Source organism: Aliarcobacter vitoriensis (assembly GCF_048320235.1).
Classification (GTDB): domain Bacteria; phylum Campylobacterota; class Campylobacteria; order Campylobacterales; family Arcobacteraceae; genus Aliarcobacter; species Aliarcobacter vitoriensis.
Genome location: NZ_CP182882.1, coordinates 1,016,421 through 1,033,880, shown reverse-complemented (window position 1 = coordinate 1,033,880; position 17,460 = coordinate 1,016,421). Strand labels below are relative to the sequence as shown.

General features: G+C 27.1%; 18 protein-coding genes. 7 read left to right on the top strand and 11 right to left on the bottom strand.

Annotation, left to right across the window (positions count from 1 at the left end; genetic code table 11):
- Window positions 1-40: 40 nt before the first annotated feature.
- A complete protein-coding gene (locus ACNSOS_RS05190) occupies window positions 41-394 on the bottom strand; it encodes a hypothetical protein (RefSeq protein WP_113909764.1) in 354 nt (117 codons plus the stop codon).
- 122 nt (window positions 395-516) lie between these two features.
- Here ACNSOS_RS05190 and trmD point away from each other — a divergent pair, with 122 nt between their 5' ends.
- The 3 genes from trmD (at window position 517) to ACNSOS_RS05175 (ending at window position 2,252) form a co-directional block, all read left to right on the top strand.
- Complete coding sequence (gene trmD / locus ACNSOS_RS05185; RefSeq protein ID WP_418186194.1) at window positions 517-1,194, top strand: tRNA (guanosine(37)-N1)-methyltransferase TrmD; 678 nt, start codon at window positions 517-519, stop codon at window positions 1,192-1,194.
- A complete protein-coding gene (rplS, locus tag ACNSOS_RS05180; protein WP_418186193.1) occupies window positions 1,191-1,547 on the top strand; it encodes a 50S ribosomal protein L19 in 357 nt (118 codons plus the stop codon). Before trmD ends, rplS begins: the two co-directional genes overlap by 4 nt.
- Window positions 1,548-1,640: 93 nt before the next feature.
- A complete protein-coding gene (locus ACNSOS_RS05175) occupies window positions 1,641-2,252 on the top strand; it encodes a DedA family protein (RefSeq protein ID WP_113909761.1) in 612 nt (203 codons plus the stop codon).
- Between the two features lie 5 nt (window positions 2,253-2,257).
- On the opposite strand, the gene ACNSOS_RS05170 is transcribed toward ACNSOS_RS05175, so the two are convergent.
- Window positions 2,258-3,364 (bottom strand): PLP-dependent aminotransferase family protein, encoded by a 1,107-nt coding sequence (locus tag ACNSOS_RS05170; RefSeq protein WP_418186192.1) that lies wholly within the window; start codon window positions 3,362-3,364, stop codon window positions 2,258-2,260.
- Window positions 3,365-3,493: 129 nt separating this feature from the next.
- Between ACNSOS_RS05170 and ACNSOS_RS05165 the strand changes: the two genes are divergently transcribed.
- Genes ACNSOS_RS05165 through ACNSOS_RS05155 form a run of 3 tightly spaced genes read left to right on the top strand, consistent with a single transcriptional unit; the run spans window position 3,494 to window position 5,571 of the window.
- On the top strand, window positions 3,494-4,366 hold the full coding sequence (locus tag ACNSOS_RS05165; RefSeq protein WP_418186191.1) for an AraC family transcriptional regulator: 873 nt from the start codon (window positions 3,494-3,496) through the stop codon (window positions 4,364-4,366).
- Between the two features lie 11 nt (window positions 4,367-4,377).
- Window positions 4,378-5,154: an NUDIX domain-containing protein gene (locus tag ACNSOS_RS05160; protein WP_418186190.1), complete on the top strand. Its 777-nt coding sequence runs from the start codon at window positions 4,378-4,380 to the stop codon at window positions 5,152-5,154.
- Between the two features lie 33 nt (window positions 5,155-5,187).
- Window positions 5,188-5,571 carry a RidA family protein gene (locus ACNSOS_RS05155; protein ID WP_418186189.1) on the top strand — a complete coding sequence of 128 codons (384 nt, stop codon included), beginning with the start codon at window positions 5,188-5,190 and terminating at the stop codon, window positions 5,569-5,571.
- Window positions 5,572-5,573: 2 nt separating this feature from the next.
- Here ACNSOS_RS05155 and ACNSOS_RS05150 read toward each other — a convergent pair whose 3' ends face one another.
- From ACNSOS_RS05150 to ACNSOS_RS05135, 4 genes are all read right to left on the bottom strand, one after another.
- Window positions 5,574-6,452: a DMT family transporter gene (locus tag ACNSOS_RS05150; protein WP_418186188.1), complete on the bottom strand. Its 879-nt coding sequence runs from the start codon at window positions 6,450-6,452 to the stop codon at window positions 5,574-5,576.
- The gene (locus ACNSOS_RS05145) at window positions 6,449-8,548 is read right to left on the bottom strand and encodes a Tex-like N-terminal domain-containing protein (RefSeq protein WP_418186187.1); all 2,100 of its coding nucleotides are present in this window, start codon (window positions 8,546-8,548) and stop codon (window positions 6,449-6,451) included. The genes ACNSOS_RS05150 and ACNSOS_RS05145 overlap by 4 nt, the downstream gene beginning before the upstream one ends.
- A gap of 81 nt (window positions 8,549-8,629) precedes the next feature.
- Entirely contained in the window at window positions 8,630-8,860 is a 231-nt protein-coding gene (locus tag ACNSOS_RS05140; RefSeq protein ID WP_113894523.1) for a hypothetical protein, read from the bottom strand.
- A gap of 17 nt (window positions 8,861-8,877) precedes the next feature.
- A complete protein-coding gene (locus ACNSOS_RS05135; RefSeq protein ID WP_418186186.1) occupies window positions 8,878-9,960 on the bottom strand; it encodes a peptidase M42 in 1,083 nt (360 codons plus the stop codon).
- Between the two features lie 216 nt (window positions 9,961-10,176).
- Here ACNSOS_RS05135 and ACNSOS_RS05130 point away from each other — a divergent pair, with 216 nt between their 5' ends.
- Window positions 10,177-11,763 carry a nitrite/sulfite reductase gene (locus ACNSOS_RS05130; protein WP_418186185.1) on the top strand — a complete coding sequence of 529 codons (1,587 nt, stop codon included), beginning with the start codon at window positions 10,177-10,179 and terminating at the stop codon, window positions 11,761-11,763.
- Between the two features lie 139 nt (window positions 11,764-11,902).
- Here the strand turns inward: ACNSOS_RS05130 and ACNSOS_RS05125 are convergent, their stop codons facing one another.
- The 5 genes from ACNSOS_RS05125 to ACNSOS_RS05105 form a co-directional block, all read right to left on the bottom strand.
- Complete coding sequence (locus tag ACNSOS_RS05125; protein ID WP_113894526.1) at window positions 11,903-12,409, bottom strand: hypothetical protein; 507 nt, start codon at window positions 12,407-12,409, stop codon at window positions 11,903-11,905.
- Window positions 12,402-13,961 carry a PepSY-associated TM helix domain-containing protein gene (locus ACNSOS_RS05120; RefSeq protein ID WP_418186184.1) on the bottom strand — a complete coding sequence of 520 codons (1,560 nt, stop codon included), beginning with the start codon at window positions 13,959-13,961 and terminating at the stop codon, window positions 12,402-12,404. Before ACNSOS_RS05120 ends, ACNSOS_RS05125 begins: the two co-directional genes overlap by 8 nt.
- Before the next feature lie 9 nt (window positions 13,962-13,970).
- Complete coding sequence (locus ACNSOS_RS05115; RefSeq protein ID WP_418186183.1) at window positions 13,971-14,273, bottom strand: hypothetical protein; 303 nt, start codon at window positions 14,271-14,273, stop codon at window positions 13,971-13,973.
- 11 nt (window positions 14,274-14,284) lie between these two features.
- A complete protein-coding gene (locus tag ACNSOS_RS05110; protein ID WP_418186182.1) occupies window positions 14,285-16,345 on the bottom strand; it encodes a TonB-dependent siderophore receptor in 2,061 nt (686 codons plus the stop codon).
- A gap of 119 nt (window positions 16,346-16,464) precedes the next feature.
- Window positions 16,465-17,445 carry a helix-turn-helix domain-containing protein gene (locus ACNSOS_RS05105; RefSeq protein ID WP_418186181.1) on the bottom strand — a complete coding sequence of 327 codons (981 nt, stop codon included), beginning with the start codon at window positions 17,443-17,445 and terminating at the stop codon, window positions 16,465-16,467.
- Window positions 17,446-17,460 lie beyond the last annotated feature (15 nt).

The following is a 17,460-nucleotide window of genomic DNA, read 5'->3' as shown; positions in this document are numbered from 1 at the left end:
AACTAAAAAATGGATGTATCTTTATAATTTTTGATACGAATTAAATAGTATATAATGGAGGATGAACGCCAGTTCTTCTAAAAGCAAAATAAGTCGTATAATATGGACATCTTGGAATAAATTTAAAAAGTCTTACTGCAAGTGCCGTTTTTTTTCTAAAGAAACAGTCACAATGGCAAGGTTTACTTTTTGAAATAAAACAAGATAGTAAAATTTGTGATATGGTTGGTTCTAATTCTTCTATTTCTTCATCATTTTTTGAAGATAATTGAAGTTTATTTTTTAAATGATTTTTACAAGACACTACTTTATTGTGTAAAGATATAGCTACACTGTGAGCTTGTATTGATGACAATGAAAAATATTTTTTTCCAAAACCATTTAATGTTTTCAATAAAAAACCTTCTCTTATAATTATTATAAATAAAGTAAGAAGTCTAAATTAATAATCCTTAATAATAACTAAAACTAAATATGGTAATATTCCAAACAAAATTTTAGGACGGATTTTAGGCTTTGAAATTTACATTTGTAACCCTTTTCCCAAATTTGATAGAACCATATTTTAAAGATTCTATATTAAAAAGAGCAGTGGAATCAAACTTTATATCTTATGAGTTTTCTAATCCAAGAGATTTTACAACTAATAAACATAAAAAAGTTGATGATCAGATGATTGGCGGAGGAGCAGGAATGCTTCTTTTTTGTCAACCTCTTTTTGATTGTCTTGATGATATAAAGAAGAAAAACAAAGATGCATACATTGTTTTTCCGCTGGCTGCTGCTAAGCCATTTCGTCAAAATGATGCAAAAAGATTGGCAAAGAAAAAAAATATAGTAATGGTTAGTGGACGATATGAGGGAATTGACGAAAGAGTTATTGAAAAGTATGCAAATGAAGTATTTTCTATAGGGGAATATATTTTAACTGGAGGAGAACTTCCATCTTTAGTTATGTGTGATGCAATTGCTAGAAATGTAGATGGTGTTTTAGGAAATGCCGATTCTTTGGAAGTTGAAAGCTATGAAAATAATCTTTTAGAAGCTCCATCTTTTGCAAAACCTGAAAAATACCAAAATTTAAGTGTCATTAAAGAATTTTTAAAGGGAAACCATAGTAAAATTTGCGACTTAAAATTCCAGATGTCCATTTGTAAGACAAAATATTATAGACCTAATAAGGAAAAACGATGAAAAACAGATATATTGCAAGTTTCGAAGCAGCACAAATTGCTTCTAAAGAAGTTCCAGCATTTAGAGCAGGAGATACAGTAAGACTTGGTGTTGAGATTAAAGAAGGTGAGAAAAAAAGAGTTCAAACTTTCGAAGGTGTAATTATAGGTAGAAGCGGAAATGGTGTTGATGCTACTTTTACAATTAGAAAACTTGGTGCAAATAGTGTTGGTGTTGAAAGAATCTTCCCTTTATACTGTGAATCTTTAAAATCTTTTGAAGTAATAAGAAGAGGTAGAGTAAGAAGAGCTAAACTTAACTATTTAAGAGAGTTAAAAGGTAAAGCTGCAAAAATTAGAGAGTTAAAAAAATAATTAGGGCTTTTTGCCTTAATTTTTTTGATTTTTATCACAATTTCTACAAATTTAAAATACTTCATTTCAAACTATCTAATTTAAAGGATAAAATTGTTATCAGAAATAATTAACTTTATTGTTCAAACTGTTGGAAGCTTAGGTTATATAGGAATATTTATAATGATGTTTATTGAAAGTTCATTTATAATTCCTTTTCCATCTGAAGTTGTTATGATACCAGCAGGATATTTGGCATATAAAGGTGAAATGAGTATGCTTTTAGTAGTATTATCGGGGATTTTAGGTTCACTTGCAGGGGCTTTGTTTAACTACTATTTAGCAATTAAATTGGGAAGAAAACTCTTAGTAAAATATGGTAATTATGTTTTTATAAAAGAAGAAACTTTAGAGAAAATAGAGCAATTTTTTAAAGAACATGGGCATATTTCTACTTTTTTTGGAAGATTGATACCAGTTGTAAGACAATATATATCTCTACCAGCTGGACTTGCACAGATGAATTTAGCAAAATTTACTTTTTATACTACTTTGGGTGCAGGACTTTGGATGATAGTTTTGGCATATCTTGGATATTTTTTAGGAGATAATGAAGAGTTGTTAAAAGAGTATTTACATTTGATTATAATCGTAATTTTAGTATCTATTGTAATCTTTTCTTATATATACTACAAAATTACAAAAAAAAGAAAAAAGAGCCTATAAGTATCTTATAGACAGCTTTTTATAAGTTTTATACCTTTTTCAATTTGTTCAAAATTTGAATGAGTGTAGTTAAATCTTATCTCACCATTTGGAACTTTATCAATATAAAACTGATTTCCTGGAACATAAACAACTTTTTTCTTTAAGCACTCTTGAACAAGAGCAAATGTATCTATATTATCTCCAAAAGTTCCATATAAAAACATTCCACCTTTTGGTAATTGGTGTTTAAATTCGGGCATTATTAAGTTTAATTGTTTTGAAAAATATTCTGCTTTTGCTTTATAGTCATCTCTTATTGATTGAAGATGTTTTTCATATTTTTGAGTATCTTTTAGATATTCAGCCAAAATATATTGTGAAACTCCACTTGAGTGTAAATCTATACTTTCTTTTATAATCAGTAAAGATTTTATTTTTTCCTCATCTGCTCTAATCCAACCCATTCTGTAACTAGGAACTAAAGTTTTAGAAAAACTTCCTAAATGAAAAGAGTTGTTTGGTAATTTAGCACTAATATAAGGCATTTTTTTCTCAAAAAATAGTTCACTATATGGGCTATCTTCTATCAAGATACCATCTTGTTTTTCTACTATTTTTGTAATTTCTTCTCTTTTTTCTTTGCTATATGTTGTTGCACTTGGATTTTGAAAATCTGGTATTAAATAAGTTAATTTTGTGTTTTTAAAACTTTTCTCAAATTCACTAATATTTACTCCGTCATTTTCTAACTTTACTCCTTGCATTTTTAACTTATTTAATCTAAAAATATTCATAGCACCCAAATATGATGGTTCTTCTATAGTTATATCTTTGTTTTCAAAAAACTTTGCTAAAATATACATAGCTTGTTGGCTTCCAGTTGTTATCAAAATATTATCTTTTGTTGTAGGAAATCCTTCATCTGAATATCTTTTGGCTATTTGTTCTCTTAATTCATTTATTCCATTGCTAACTGTGTATTGATAAATTTTTGGATTATCTAAAACTTTTATTGTTGCTTCTTTTAAATCTTGTGTTGGAAATAGATTAAGACTTGGAAGTCCACCAGCAAAAGAGATAGTTTCTTCATCTATTGCTTCAAGAATTTCTCTTATAAATGACCGTTTCATATTGGTTTATAATCCTTTTATATATATTTCAAAATTCTACATCAAAAGAATTATTTATGCTTTACATAAAATGCTTTTATTATTATCAATTATTGCTAAATTTATATACAATTCTTGATATAATTTCTTATGAAAAAAATTACATTTGAAAAACGAACAAAACTTGCGAATGATGTTATGAACTATATTTATAAATATATTGATACAAATATAAATATAGATGAATTAAGTTGTGAGTTAAATATAAGTAAGTTTCATCTTCATAGAATATTTAAAGAAGAATTTGGAAAAAATATCTATGAAAGTATAAAATCTATCAGACTTGAAAAAGCTGCAAATTTACTTATTACAAATAGATACTCTACAATATCTGATATTGCTTTAATGATTGGATATAGTTCTCAAACTTCATTTTTAAGAAGTTTCAAACAAAGATTTAATATGACTCCAAAAGACTGGAGAAATGGTGGATATAAAAAATATTCAAATAAAATAGTAGAAAAGATATCCAATAATATTGAAGAGATAGATTTTGATATAGAGCCAACAATTGTAAAAATGCCTGAAATAAAAGGTTTTTATATAAGACATAAAGGTTATGATAAAACTATAAAACAAACATGGTCAAAAATTCAAACTTGGATATATACAAATGATATAAAAGATTACAAGCAAATAGCTCTTCATCACGATAATCCTATTATAACTCCACTGGAAGATTGTCAATATATTGCGATTGCAGTTTTAGATGATGAAGATAGTTTAAAAGATTTGTCTTTGCCTTCTTTGATTGTTCCAAAGGGAATTTATGCAAAATTTAATTTGAGTGGAAAATATGGTGATGTTATCAAGTTGATTCAGTGGGTTTATCATACTTGGCTTATAAAAAGTGGATATGAAACAACAACAAATCCATCTTATACAATATATGAAAAAAACCATTTTTTAAGTAACAATGAAGAATTTACTTTAGATTTTTATCTACCAATAAGATATGTGTAAAAGGATTTATAATGACAAGTAGCATAGAATATATAGCCAATTTTAAAACAAGTCTTGACCCATACAATGGAATAACAATAGAAAAAAATGATTTTCCAAAAGATATTTTGGAGTTTGAAAAAAGTTTAGATATTTTGATTGAAGAGATAAAAAATAAACGAAATCTTATTTGGATATATGTTGATATAAAAGATTCTGATTTTATACCAATTTTGACAAAATATGGTTTTACTTTTCACTCTTGTAATAGTGATTATTTACTTTTGTTAAAAGTTTTGAAGCAAGGAGTTATTGTTCCAACTCTGGCAAATCATACTTTGGGAGTAGGTGCAGTAGTAATCAATAAAAAGAATGAGATTTTACTTATAAAAGAGCATTTAAGAAATGAGTACTATAAGCTTCCTGGAGGTCATATTGATGATGCAGAGATGATAACAACTGCTTTAAGTAGAGAAGTTTTTGAAGAAACAGGAGTTGTTGTAGATTTTGAAAAAATAGTATCTTTAGGGCATTTTTATCCACATCAATTTAATAAATCAAATTTATATGTTCTTTGTAAAGCAGTTCCAAAGAGTTTGAAAATAGATATAAAAGATAAACAAGAAATAAGTGAGGCTATTTGGTTAAATCTTGATGAAATGTTTATTAGAGAAGATATTAGTAAATATACAAAAACTATCGTAAAATCAGCGATAAGCATGAGTGGACTAGAAAAATCTGAAACTCCAATTTTAAATCATCTAAAAAATGAGTTTGAGTTGTTTTTTGTGAAAGAAAGCAAAAACTAAATATAATACTAACTTTAAAAATAAAGGATAAAAATGAAAAAGATAATAAGCACAACAAAAGCACCAAGTGCAATAGGACCTTACAATCAAGCTACAAGTTTTGAAAAACTTGTATTTACTTCTGGACAAATAGCACTTGATCCTTCTACTATGGAAATAGTAAGTGGTGGAGTTCAAGAACAAACAAAACAAGTTATGGAAAATCTAAAAGCTGTTTTAGAAGAAGCTAGAAGTTCTTTTGAAAATGTTTTAAAAACAACTTGTTATCTATCTGATATGGATAATTTTGTAGCTTTCAATGAAATCTATGGACAATATTTTAAAGGTGAAACTGCACCTGCAAGAAGTACAGTGGCTGTTAAAACATTACCAAAAAATGTTTTAGTAGAAGTAGATGTTATATCATATAAGAACTAGATTTATCTAGTTTTTATACTATTTATAAGTCCAGCTGTAACAACAAAAGCAAGTCCTACAAAATATACCATTAATATAGGTTCATCAAAAACTAAAATTAAAAAAAATGCTGATAAAATAGGAATTATAAATGTAAATGGTGCTACTTTTGAAGCATCAAAAATTTGAAGTCCTTTTATCCAAAATACATACGAAATCCCATTTATAAAAACTCCATTTACCAAAATAGCAATCCAATCTTTTGATGCTGGGATTACAAAATTTGAGAAAGTTTGCATTGTAAAAAATGAGTATATTGTTGCACTAAAAAAGTAAATCATAACTGCATTTACAGCATTTATTTTAACTTTTTTACTCAAAACTGAAAAAAGAGCAAAACAAAAAGCAGATAACATAACAATAAGTAAAACATCAATATTTTTAAAATTAAAAGCTGAAATATCTCCTTTAGTGATAACCAAACTAACACCAATAAATCCTAAGATTACAGCAAAAAGTTTTCTTTTTGTAAAATCTTCTTTTAAAATAATCAAAGATAAAACAACGATAAAAATAGGCCAAGTATATTGTATAACCAATACTTCAATAGAGTTTGCATTGTGATAACCAAAATATAAAAGTAGATAAAACATAAAATCTAAAAATCCTAAAGCAAATAAAACTAAAAAAATCTTTTTTGTATAGCTTAGAATTTCTTTTAAATTTTTACTTACAATTGCTACAAGTAATAAAGATAAAAAAGAGAAAGCTGATGAATAAAACATATATTGATAGTGGTCTAAGTTTGATTGTGCAAATTTTACAAAAATTCCAAGTAGTGACCAAAGAAAAATACATAAAGCTATATAAATTATTCCTAGATTTGATTTTGAAACATTCATTTTAGGCTTATTCCAATTCTTTGCTTTTCCAAATCTATACTTATAACTTTTAAGTTTTCTAAATTTTGATTTATACTTAAAACTTCACTAGGATGAGAGATTCTTTTTTCACTTATTTGTGAAATATGAAGTAGGGCATCATTTTTTAGCCCAATATCAACAAATGCTCCAAAATCAGTGATATTTCTTACAATACCACTTAATATAAATCCTTCTTTTAAGTCATTTATATCCAAAATGTCATTTGAAAATTTTACTTGATTAAACTCAACTCTCACATCATATCCAGGTTTTATTAACTCATTTACAATATCTTTTAATTTTAAAATAGAACAATTTATTTCATTTGCCACTTTTTCAAAATCTTTTATTTCTTCGACTTTGTAGTTTTTTTGCAACTTTGAAGTTAGTTCATAATCTTCTGGGTGAATTGCTGTATTATCCAAAATAGATTTACCATCTTTTATTCGTAAAAATCCAACACTTTGAATATAAGCTTTTTCTCCTATTCCTTTTACTTTTAAAAGTTGTTCTTTTGTACTAAATTTTTTGATTTTTTCTCTATGCTCAACAATATTTTGTGCAAGTTTTTCACTAATTCCAGAGATAAATGAAAGAAGTTTATATGAAGCAGAGTTTAAATCAACTCCAACTTTATTTACTAAGTCTATTGTTATATTTTCTAGCTTTAAACTTAACTCTTTTTGATTTACATCATGTTGATATTGTCCAATACCAAGTGACTTTGGGTCTATTTTTACTAAAGCTGCCATAGGATCTCGAAGTCTTTGTGCTATTGAAATTGCTCCTCTTATTGTTACATCAAGGTTTGGATACTCTTGCGAAGCTATTTTTGAAGCTGAATAAACACTTGCACCTATTTCACTAACAATTGCATATTTTAAACTCAAATTATTATCTTTTATCAAATTATCTATAAAATTTGCAGTTTCTCTTGAAGCTGTACCATTTCCAATAGCAATAGCAGTAATTTTATATTTTTTAATCAAATCTAAAACAACTTTTGATGAAGTTTGTATATCCTCTTTTGGTTTTGTAGGATATATAACTTTACTATCTAAAAATAGACCATTTTCATCAATGACTGCAAGTTTACAACCAGTTTTATATCCTGGGTCCATTCCTAAAATTATTTGATTTACAAGCGGGGCAGTTTGAAGTAACTCTTTTAGATTTTTCCCAAAAAGTTCAATTGCTTCAATACTTGCTTTTTCTTTTAAAGTTGTTATAGCTTCTCTTTTTAAAGTTGGAAGTAACAATCTTTTTAAACCATCTTTGTAAGCATCAAATACTAACTCTTTAGAGCTATTTGCTTCAACTGGGATTTTATATTTTTTTATATTTTCTAAAATATGATTTTCATCTATTTCAACTTTTATATTTAGTTGTTTTTCATTTGTTGCTCTTAAAATGGCTAATATTCTATGTGATTTTATATATTTTATTTTTTCACTTGTATTTGCAAAGTTTACATAAAGTCCATTTCTATCAAACTCTTTACCTTCACTTATTTCTAAAATACCCCAATTTTGTATAAGATTTCTCAAAACTTCTTTTGATTTAAAATCATCTGCATATCTTTGTGCGATTATATCTTTTGCACCATTGATTGCTTCACTTATATTTTGTATATTTTCATTTAAAAATAGTTTTGCTTTTTGCTCACACTCTTCAATACTATATTTCATACTTTGAATGATATTTGCTAATGATTCTAATCCATTTTCCAAAGCAGAGGTTGTTCTTGAAGATTTTTTTTCTTTAAAAGGTGCATAAATATCTTCTAAAGCTTGTAAAGTTGTAGCATTTTGAATATTATTTTTTATTTTTTCATCTAAAAAGTTTTTCTCTTTTAAAAGATTTATTATCTCTTCTTTTCTTTCAATAAGTTTTTTTGAGTATTCAAAAATCTCTTCAAAATCTCTAAGTTGTTCATCTGTTGCACCATCTGTAAACTCTTTTCTATATCTTGCGATAAAGGGTATCGTACAACCTTCATCAAGCAGTTTTATAATATTTTCAATAATATTTTTTGATAAATTTGTTTTGTTTTGTAAAATTTCTATTAAATTCATAAATGTTCTTTTTTTGGATTTTGTGAAATGATAGGCAACTTTCATAAACAAAATGCTTATGAAAGTATAAAATAAGATTTTTTAGTCTAAATCGTCAAAATTTCCTTTATGGTTTGGTGAATAATCTTCGTTATAATTATAGTCGTCATATTCGCTATAATCAACAGTAAATATTTTAGGATAACCCAATTTTACGAGTTCTTTATCAATATTGTCTTCACTTAATCTATTCTTTACTCTATCCATGATTAATTCGATGTCTTCTTCTTTTACATCGTTTGCTCTTAATTCATAAATAATAGCTAAATTCATTTTATACCTCTAAATTTTTAGTTTGTAGTAATATATAAACTACTTAAAATAAATAAAATTGCCTTAATTGATTCTATTGAAGCTGTTTCATCGACTGTATGGTAGCCTGTTGTTGGGATTTGCAATGTTGTTCCTTGAATCTTTCCTTTTGATTCCATCACAATTCTTCCAAGTTCAGTACTTCCTAAACTTAAAGGTTTTAAACCTTGTTCTATTCGAATCTTATTTTTTTCTTCAATAAACTTATCTTTACAAGAAAATGATAATTTGTTTTTTTTACAAAAACTTTTTAGCTGTTTTAAAATAGGCGATTTAAATCTTGCATTTACGTCTTTATTTCTCAAAACTACAAGTTGTTTATCCGCTTCTTCTCTACTTTCGTAAGGACTTGTATCCAATACAAGAAGTTCATTTGTGCAAAGATTTTGTTTTTTAAACCATTCATGTACAAATCTCCAAGATTTTCCTGCTTCTTCTTGAGCTGTAAAAAATGCAGTTCCTTGAAATCCATTTTGATACAAATATATGATAATTGCTGCTGAAAGAACATTGTCTAATTGAGCAGATATTAAATTATCATTTTGTTTTAACTTATCACTAAAAGCTATTGGAGTTGCTGGTTGTAGATGAGAAAGTCCTTCTATTTCAAAGATTAAATTGTTTATTTCTTCTTTTAAAAAGGCATTTTTTATAGTTCCCATTCCTAAATAACTACCGCTATAAGGTTCATAAGCATGGACTTGTTGGTTGATATATCTTTGAGAGATTAGTTGGAAAGTTTGTTCAGATACGGAGTTTCCTTTTAAATCAGAACGATTTTTTGCTAAAAATGCAGCAAATTGGAACTCATTTGGACCTGTACAAATAACGCCATGTCTATCAATGTGTGCACTTAATATTCCATTTTTTGGATTATTACCAAGGGCAACTAATAAACCATCATAATGTTGAGTTTTAATCCCTAATTCTTCAAGCTCTCTTTTTATATATACTAAAAAAGAGTGTTCTGCTCCTGTTACAGATGGAACACGAATAAGTTGCTTTAACAAATCTAAAAAAAGATTAAAATTTTTTGGCTCATTTATCAATGAATTAACCAAAATTAACTCCTATAATTTTAGATAGAATAAAAATTATTCTATGCGTGGAATTATAAACCATAAAGTTTTTTTTTATTCTAAAATGAAACTTAATTTTAAAATATTAAAGTATATTATTTTAATCAACTTTATTTTAATCTGTATTTAAAAATATAGAGATATAATTTTGCAAATTTATTGTAAAATTACAAATTAAAAAATTATAAGGGATTAATTATGGCAGAATTATCAGCACTTGAACAACTTAAAGCTTCAAGAAATCCACTAAGAGTAGTTGAAGATTTATATAAAGAGGCATTAGAGGGAATTCCTTTAAGTGATGAATATATCGGACTTTTAAAATGGTATGGTATGTATCCACACATAAACAAAGATGGTCTTGAAGATAAAAAATATTTTATGAAAAGAATTAAGCTTGTTGATGCAAGGATGAATTTAGAACAACTAAAAGTTATGAGTGAAATTGGAATGAAATATGCGCAAGGTCTAGTAGATTTTACAACTAGACAGAATGTTCAATTTCACTATATAGAAATTAAAGATATTCCAGCGATTTTTGATTTATTAAGTAGTGTAAATTTGACTTCAAGAATGGCATCTGGAGATGGACCAAGACCTATCATGACATGTCCTGTTAGTGGAATAGATGATGGTGAGATTTATGATGTTGCTAAACTTTTAAAAGAAGTTGATACATATTTTGATAAAAACGATGATAGATTTTGTAATTTTCCTAGAAAATATAAAATTGGAATTAGTGGCTGTAAATGTCATTGTGCAGCACATGAAGTTCAAGATGTTGCATTTACTGCTTTTAAAACTAAAAATGATGAGGTTTTATTTGATTTAACTATTGGTGGAGGATTATCAAAATCTAAACAAATTGCAACTAGGGCAAACAGATATGTAAAACCAGAACAAGTTTTAGATGTAGCGGTTGCTTGTGCAGAGATTTTTAGAGATAATGGAAATAGAAGTAATAGAAATAAAGCAAGAGTAAGACATCTTTTAAATGATTGGGGAATTGAAAAATTTGTTGAAGAGATAGAAAAAGCTATTGGATATAAACTTCAAATTGGTGAAGTTGAGCCAATTATTGCTTCGTATGAAAATAGAAATCACTTTGGAATAAACAAACAACAACAAGGAGGTCTTTCTTATGTTGGATTTGCAACAAATTCTGGAAGAGTTGCTGGGGAAGATTTTGTAAAATTCTATGAAATTTGTAGTAAATATAGTGCTGGAGGAGTTGCTCTAACTGGAACTCAAAACTTTATAGTTTATGATATAAAAGATGAATTTGCTCAAAGTTTAGCAGATGAATTTGAAGCTTTAGGATATCCATATAAACCAAATCCATTTAGAGCAAGATTACAATCATGTACTGGAAAAGAGTTCTGTAAATTTGGAATTACTGAAACAAAAGAGTATGCAAAAAAAGTTGTAGTTGAACTTGAGAATAGATTTCCAGATTTTAAAGAAGACCTAACAATTGCTATTTCTGGATGTGGAAATACTTGTTCTCATCCACAAATTGCTGATATTGGATTTGTTGGTGGAATGATGAGATTTGATGGAGAAAGAGTAGAAGGATATGATGTACTAATAGGTGGAAATTTAGAAGGTACAAGTAAAAGCCGAATTGCTAGAAAAATAGGTGTAAAAGTTCCAGCTACTGGAGTTGTTGATTATATTGAAAGTCTTTTAAATGACTATAAAACTGATAACTTAGGACAAACAAGATTTAAGGATTATCTAGCTGCTTTAGAGCCAGTTGGTGGTGCTAGTAGTGATGATGAATAGTTGATTTATTCAACTATGAGTTCCAAGATAGTAAAAGGAATACTATCTACTGCTATCAAGAAATTTTAGTCGAAATTTTAATACTTAAGTAAAATCTACCTTGAAACCCATAATTCAATAAATAGAGAGTTTTAACTCTCTACTTATTATCTTCTAATTTTTTTAATATTTTATTTGTATTTATTATACTTACAAGCATTGTTGCAAAAAGTAGTAAAAAGGCTAAAAATATACTTATTGTTACAGCAGGACTTGATGAAATTTGCATCAAGCTTCTACTAGGTTTTTGTTCTTTTTTAGCTTCAGGTTTAGCTACTTGTTCTACTTTTTCAAATCCATTTGGTGGAGCAATTCCAATTTTTTCTTCTTGATGATCAGCTCCTCCACCATCTAAAACTACTTTATATGGAATTTTTGGAATATCGACTATCAAATCATCATCAGTTAATCTTTGTTGAAAAAGTATTTCGCCAGAGTGTAAAGCTTCAAGCTTTACCAATGCCCCTGATGCACTTTCTCCCGTATTAAACTCTCCTGCAATAGTGATTGTTCCATCTTTATTGTCATCTACATATAAAACTAAAGAGTGAGCAAAAATATATAAAGGAGATAGTAAAAGTATTGCTATTTTAAATATTTTATTCATCTGTTTTTCCTTTGTTTAAAATCTTAGCTAGTATAAAATCTTCTCTTTTTTCTGGAAGTTTTTTACCTAAATATATTAAAAAAATTCCAAATAAAACTAAAGTAATATCAACTGCATAATAACTATTTTTTATAAGTTCTAAATCAAAACTTATCAAGTGCATTAATACAGCTAATATAAATAATATTCCTCCACTTACTAAAAACTCTTTACTAGCTTGGTAAGAGTTAATTCTATAAAATGACCAAAAAAGTGTAAATAACCAAACATTATAAAAAAGTCCTTGTTGCCATAAAACTCTATCCTCTAAATCAAATGGTAATGTCCATTGCAGTAAAAATAAAACTGCAACAGCAGGAATAACTCCTACCATTGTTGCTGTTGATAGTTTTCCCATCCAGTGATAAAAAGTGATTTTTCCTTCAACTTTTTTTGCTTTTTTCTCAAGCCATAACATCACACCAAATCCAATAGCAACTCCACAAAGTGCCATCAAAATAGCTATAATAGTTCTTGAAAAAATATCAATACCAAATAAAAAGTGTAAGAAAAATAATCCTTCAGCTACAAATACTGGAATAGTATTGTCCAATACTCTTTTATTTTCTAGTAATTCCCCTGTATGAGCATTGAGTGCTACATAAGGAATATTAAACATTCCACCATTTAAAAATGGTTTATAAGGATTGTAACCTATAAATTCAGCTCTTGCAGTTGTATCGTTCCAGTTTAAAAGTTTTATTTGTTTAAATGTAAGTTGTGGATTTATTTCACTAGCTTTTTTCATCAACTCATTTAAAGGAAGCATTTTCGCTTCAATATTCTCTTTTTTTACAGGTTTGTTTTGTGGGAAAAGTGTAGAACCTACAAGTTCATCTATTGCTTTTGCTTCACCTTTTGTGAGTATTTTTGCCATAGGTGGAGCAGATATTAATCCTAAATTCATAACAGCACCACTTATTGTTATAAGTAAAAATGGTAAAAATGCCCAAGTAAATATTTTGACATGAATAGTTGAAAATAATCCTTGTTGATTTTTTGCTCTATAACTAAATTTAAAATAGTAAATTAAAATTAATCCAGTTATTACCAAAGCCAAAGTTCCAACAGCTGTAAATCCAAAAGCTAATCTACCTATTAATTGTAATGGGTACCCATAATGAAGTTGATTTAAAAATTCAGCTAGATTTGTAACTTCTTTATTCTCATCTTCGAGAATCTCTTTTGTTGTAGGATTAAAAACTACTGGTTTAACGAAACGGTTTGTAACGCTAACTGCTGTATCTCCAAGTCTTCCAGGTAGATTTATAAGAATATTATCTCTTGGAAAATCTGGATTTTTTAAAGCAATCTCTACCATAGAGTTATAGTCAATTTTTGTAATATCAGATTTTTCGATATATCTTGAAGGTTTTTCCCAATTTTGAATATGTGGTAAAAATATAGCAAATACTCCAAAAAATATTGCAAGATACATAATAATAGAAAAAGTAATACCAGCAGCTATATGAAGAGCAAAAAGTCTTTGTTTAAATAGTTTTGATTTTTCCATAATCTTTTCCTAATATAAAATATAAAGTGATATGGCAAAAATCACAGTAGGAATTACAGCTTTTAATAGTGCTTCAAGCTTTGTATAAGATAGTGCTATCCAAGTAAAAGTACATGCCCAAGCAAAAGTATTGAACATAATTGATATTATTCCTGATTGTTTAACTTCCATAGGTATTATAAAAGCAAGTAGAGTCATACCTAAATAAGCGACAAATAGACCGCCAAAAATGGCGATCAATGTTCTAAATAGTCCTATTTTCTTTCCTGAAATTTCAGGTGTAGCTAAATATAAATAAGCTTTTTTTAACATATTTTATTCTTTTAGAATTTATAAGAAACAGATGCTAAGAAAGTTCTAGGAGTTCCTACATATACTCTTGTCCCCCTTGCATCACTAATAAGTGAGCCATCAACATATTCTTTATCAGTTAAGTTTTGTACACTTAAGTTTGCTCTCCAATTACCTTTTTTATACCCAATAGTTGCATTGTAAGTGATTACTGAATCAAGTTCTATACTATTTGTTTCATTTGCATATTTACTACCCAAATATTTAACTCCACCACCTATATAAAAATCGGGAAGATTAATTGAAGCTAATTTATAAGTTGTAAACAGATTTGCAGTATGGTTTGGAATATTTATTAAATCATTATTGTTAACATCTTTATTTTTTGTATCAACATATCCATAAGAAGCAATAAGAGATAAATTTTCTGTGATATCTCCACTTAAATCAAGTTCAAAACCTTTACTTTCTTGTTTTCCACTTGCTTTATAGTAAAAAATAGGACTCCCTATAACTATATCACGAGTAGCAACATTTTCTTTTTCTATTTTAAAAATAGAAGCAGATAAATCAAATTTATCATCAAATAGTTTTTGCTTAACTCCAAACTCATATCCTTTCCCTTTCTCTGGGTCTAAGACATTTCCATTTTTATCAATACTTGTAGTCGGTGTAAATGATTGAGAATAATTTGTAAAAATAGTTGTTTGTGGAGTTACCTGATAAACTAAACCAAAAGATGGAGTTGTAGCATCACTTTTTTGACTATTTTGAGGTTTTACTTCATCATATCTAATTCCAGCACTAAAAATTATAGAGTCAGTTATATTTATATTATTTTGTAAAAATATTCCATAACTTTCTACATTATTTTTTGGTACTGACATATTTGCTGCATTTGGATGGTCTTTTAAATTTGTAAGATGTTCATAATTTGGATTTGAAAAATTTATAGGATAAAATGTATTCATATCTGCAAACATAATTTGTTCTGAATAAGCTTTGTTATAATCAGCTCCAATAGTAAATCTATTCTTTATACCAAATAAATCAAATTCTTTATTTAAAGTATATTGAGAAGCATGTTCTTGATATTTTTGGTTTTGTATAGCAAAGAATCTTAATAAATTACCTGTTGCTTCTTGATACATAAATGGGAATGCAACATTTTCATTTTCTCCAACATAATCAATATATCTATATCTAAAATTAGAACTCCAAGTATCAAAAATACTATCTAAATCAAAACCAGCAATTTTTTGTGTTTTTTCAAACTCTTCATCAGGATGTGAACTCATATTTTTTATAGGAGCTACTAATTTCCCATTACTATTTACATAAGTTCCAAAATTTGATGGAGTTTTTTCATCTGTATATTCAGTTACAAAAGTAATAGTATTATTATCATTGATATTATAAGCTAAGCTAGGAGCTATAAATATCTTATTTGTATCTGTATTGCTATTTGTCCAACCTTCATCATATTTTAAAACAGATGTTAATCTAAAATATAAAGATTTATCTTCATTTAAACTTCCTCCAATATCAAGTTTTGGACTATAAGATGGATTGTCTGTGGCTTCAAATTCTATTGAAGCCACAGAGTTTTTTGTAGGTTTTTTTGTAACTAAATTTACTAATCCACCTGGACTTGATTGTCCATATTGTAAACTGTCAGGACCTTTTAAAACTTCAACTGCTTCAAGATTAAAAACTTCTGGATGTGCTAGTTTATTTGTAAATCTTATTCCGTCAAATAAAATAGGAACTCCTGAAAACCCTCTCATTGATATATCATTTGTTCTTCCATGATTATCGCCTGTGTAAACTGTATTTGATGACATGGTTATAATATTTTCAATATTTTGAGAAGATGAATCTTTGATAAAATTTTTATTAAAAGTTTGAATAGATTTTGCTGTATCTTCTTTTGACATTTGAGTTCTATTTAACTCTATTTTACTTTGATAATTATAGCTTGAAGAACTATTTACTGTAATTTCATCTAGTCTTGTAGTTTCATTTGCATTTAGGAGACTTTCACTACTAATAGTTAAAATTGTAGCAACAGATAGTGCCATTTTTATTTTCATTCTCTTTTCCTTTTATTTAATTTTTTAGATCGGAATATTATAAAAATAAATAGTTGTTATCAATATTTAAGAATCATAAAAAGGAAAAATTAAACTAAAAAAGGGAAATTTATAATATTTTAATAAGCAGTAAATTGTTTTTTATATTCACTTGGAGTTATTTTGAAATAGTCAGTAAATAGTTTACTAAAGTATCCAGAGTGTTTATATCCAACTTTTAAAGCAACTTCATTTATATTAAAATCATCTTTTAACAGTTCTTTTGCTACTTCAAGCCTTCTTTTTTGAAGCATGTCTAATATAGTCATCTTAAAATATTGTTTAAAATCTTTTTTAAGATAACACTCATTTGTTGCAGATTTGTAAGCAATATCTTTTATAGAAAGATTTGAACTGTACTCTTTCATAATTATCTCTTTAGCTCTTTCTAAACTTGAAAGCCTATTCTTGTCATAATTTATAAAATCATTATTTAAAACCTTTGCTATTCTTTCTATAGTATAATGAAGTAAATTCATACTTTTTGATTCCAAATATAGGTTTTTTAATAGATCTTCATCAAAACAACTACTATTAAGTGTATTCAAAATTTCAAATTGTTCTAAATCAATATTTCCATTGTATATATGAGTTCTCATTTTTATATAAGCTTCATTCATATAACTTTTAATATTTTCAATAGGAGAACCGAGTTTTAAAAAAAGTTCTTCTTTAATTGCTATCATAAAAGTTGTATAATTTTTACCTTTTTTTAAATGATTTTGAGCATAATATTTATCAGAAATAAGTTCTAAAAAGAAATCATTAGTTCTTAATTTAAATTCTTTGTCTTGAAATGTATAATTAAGAGGTTCTCCTAGATTGAAAATAAAAGTTGCTCCCGCAACTCCGCCACTTTGTTCGATTAATGTAATATCTTGGTTAGGGGTAAAATTTCTAATTAAAGCAGCTATACCATTGCCCATATCATACCAAAAGTATTTTCCATCTCCTAAATCTTTATTTATAGATCTTATATGGATTAATCTTTCAAATGGATTTAATATCTCTTTTTCTAATTCAACAAAAGTACAAAATTCAACCTTTGGAATATTACTCATAAAAATATCCTTTGT

Bases quoted from the DNA above. Each gene is read 5' to 3' on its own strand.
- rplS (WP_418186193.1), top strand. From the start codon at position 1,191: ATGAAAAACAGATATATTGCAAGTTTCGAAGCAGCACAAATTGCTTCT.
- ACNSOS_RS05170 (WP_418186192.1), bottom strand. From the start codon at position 3,364: ATGAAACGGTCATTTATAAGAGAAATTCTTGAAGCAATAGATGAAGAA.
- ACNSOS_RS05165 (WP_418186191.1), top strand. From the start codon at position 3,494: ATGAAAAAAATTACATTTGAAAAACGAACAAAACTTGCGAATGATGTT.
- ACNSOS_RS05160 (WP_418186190.1), top strand. From the start codon at position 4,378: ATGACAAGTAGCATAGAATATATAGCCAATTTTAAAACAAGTCTTGAC.
- ACNSOS_RS05155 (WP_418186189.1), top strand. From the start codon at position 5,188: ATGAAAAAGATAATAAGCACAACAAAAGCACCAAGTGCAATAGGACCT.
- ACNSOS_RS05150 (WP_418186188.1), bottom strand. From the start codon at position 6,452: ATGAATGTTTCAAAATCAAATCTAGGAATAATTTATATAGCTTTATGT.
- ACNSOS_RS05145 (WP_418186187.1), bottom strand. From the start codon at position 8,548: ATGAATTTAATAGAAATTTTACAAAACAAAACAAATTTATCAAAAAAT.
- ACNSOS_RS05140 (WP_113894523.1), bottom strand. From the start codon at position 8,860: ATGAATTTAGCTATTATTTATGAATTAAGAGCAAACGATGTAAAAGAA.
- ACNSOS_RS05130 (WP_418186185.1), top strand. From the start codon at position 10,177: ATGGCAGAATTATCAGCACTTGAACAACTTAAAGCTTCAAGAAATCCA.
- ACNSOS_RS05125 (WP_113894526.1), bottom strand. From the start codon at position 12,409: ATGAATAAAATATTTAAAATAGCAATACTTTTACTATCTCCTTTATAT.
- ACNSOS_RS05120 (WP_418186184.1), bottom strand. From the start codon at position 13,961: ATGGAAAAATCAAAACTATTTAAACAAAGACTTTTTGCTCTTCATATA.
- ACNSOS_RS05115 (WP_418186183.1), bottom strand. From the start codon at position 14,273: ATGTTAAAAAAAGCTTATTTATATTTAGCTACACCTGAAATTTCAGGA.
- ACNSOS_RS05110 (WP_418186182.1), bottom strand. From the start codon at position 16,345: ATGAAAATAAAAATGGCACTATCTGTTGCTACAATTTTAACTATTAGT.
- ACNSOS_RS05105 (WP_418186181.1), bottom strand. From the start codon at position 17,445: ATGAGTAATATTCCAAAGGTTGAATTTTGTACTTTTGTTGAATTAGAA.